The following is a 287-nucleotide window of genomic DNA, read 5'->3' as shown; positions in this document are numbered from 1 at the left end:
GAATGTGGAGTAGCGAACATGCCGAAAATTATATGATGTTTTCTGGATTTTTAAATTTTAAACTAAAACCAGAATATCAAATGGATAACGATTTACGCAACCTTGTAAATAATTTCAAAAAAGAAGTAGCTCAAGGTAATGTAGATTATGAAGACTACAATAACTTTTTAAAACGCTACGCCGTTAATTATTTTGATGTTGAAAAACCATCATTAGCAGACAACCTAAGGTATTTATTTGAATACCAATTAGGCTACATGTATTGGCGTTATTTTATGTGGAATTTT

At 29.6% G+C, this 287-nt stretch carries 1 protein-coding gene; it reads left to right on the top strand.

What is annotated here, in order from left to right; genetic code table 11:
- Positions 1-287: hypothetical protein (locus FUA24_RS07830; RefSeq protein ID WP_148541192.1), on the top strand; the 287-nt coding region annotated here is incomplete at both ends.

It is taken from the genome of Seonamhaeicola marinus (assembly GCF_008085455.1).
Note: the sequence above shows the minus strand (reverse complement) of the source record. Positions and strands in the feature narration are given on the sequence as shown.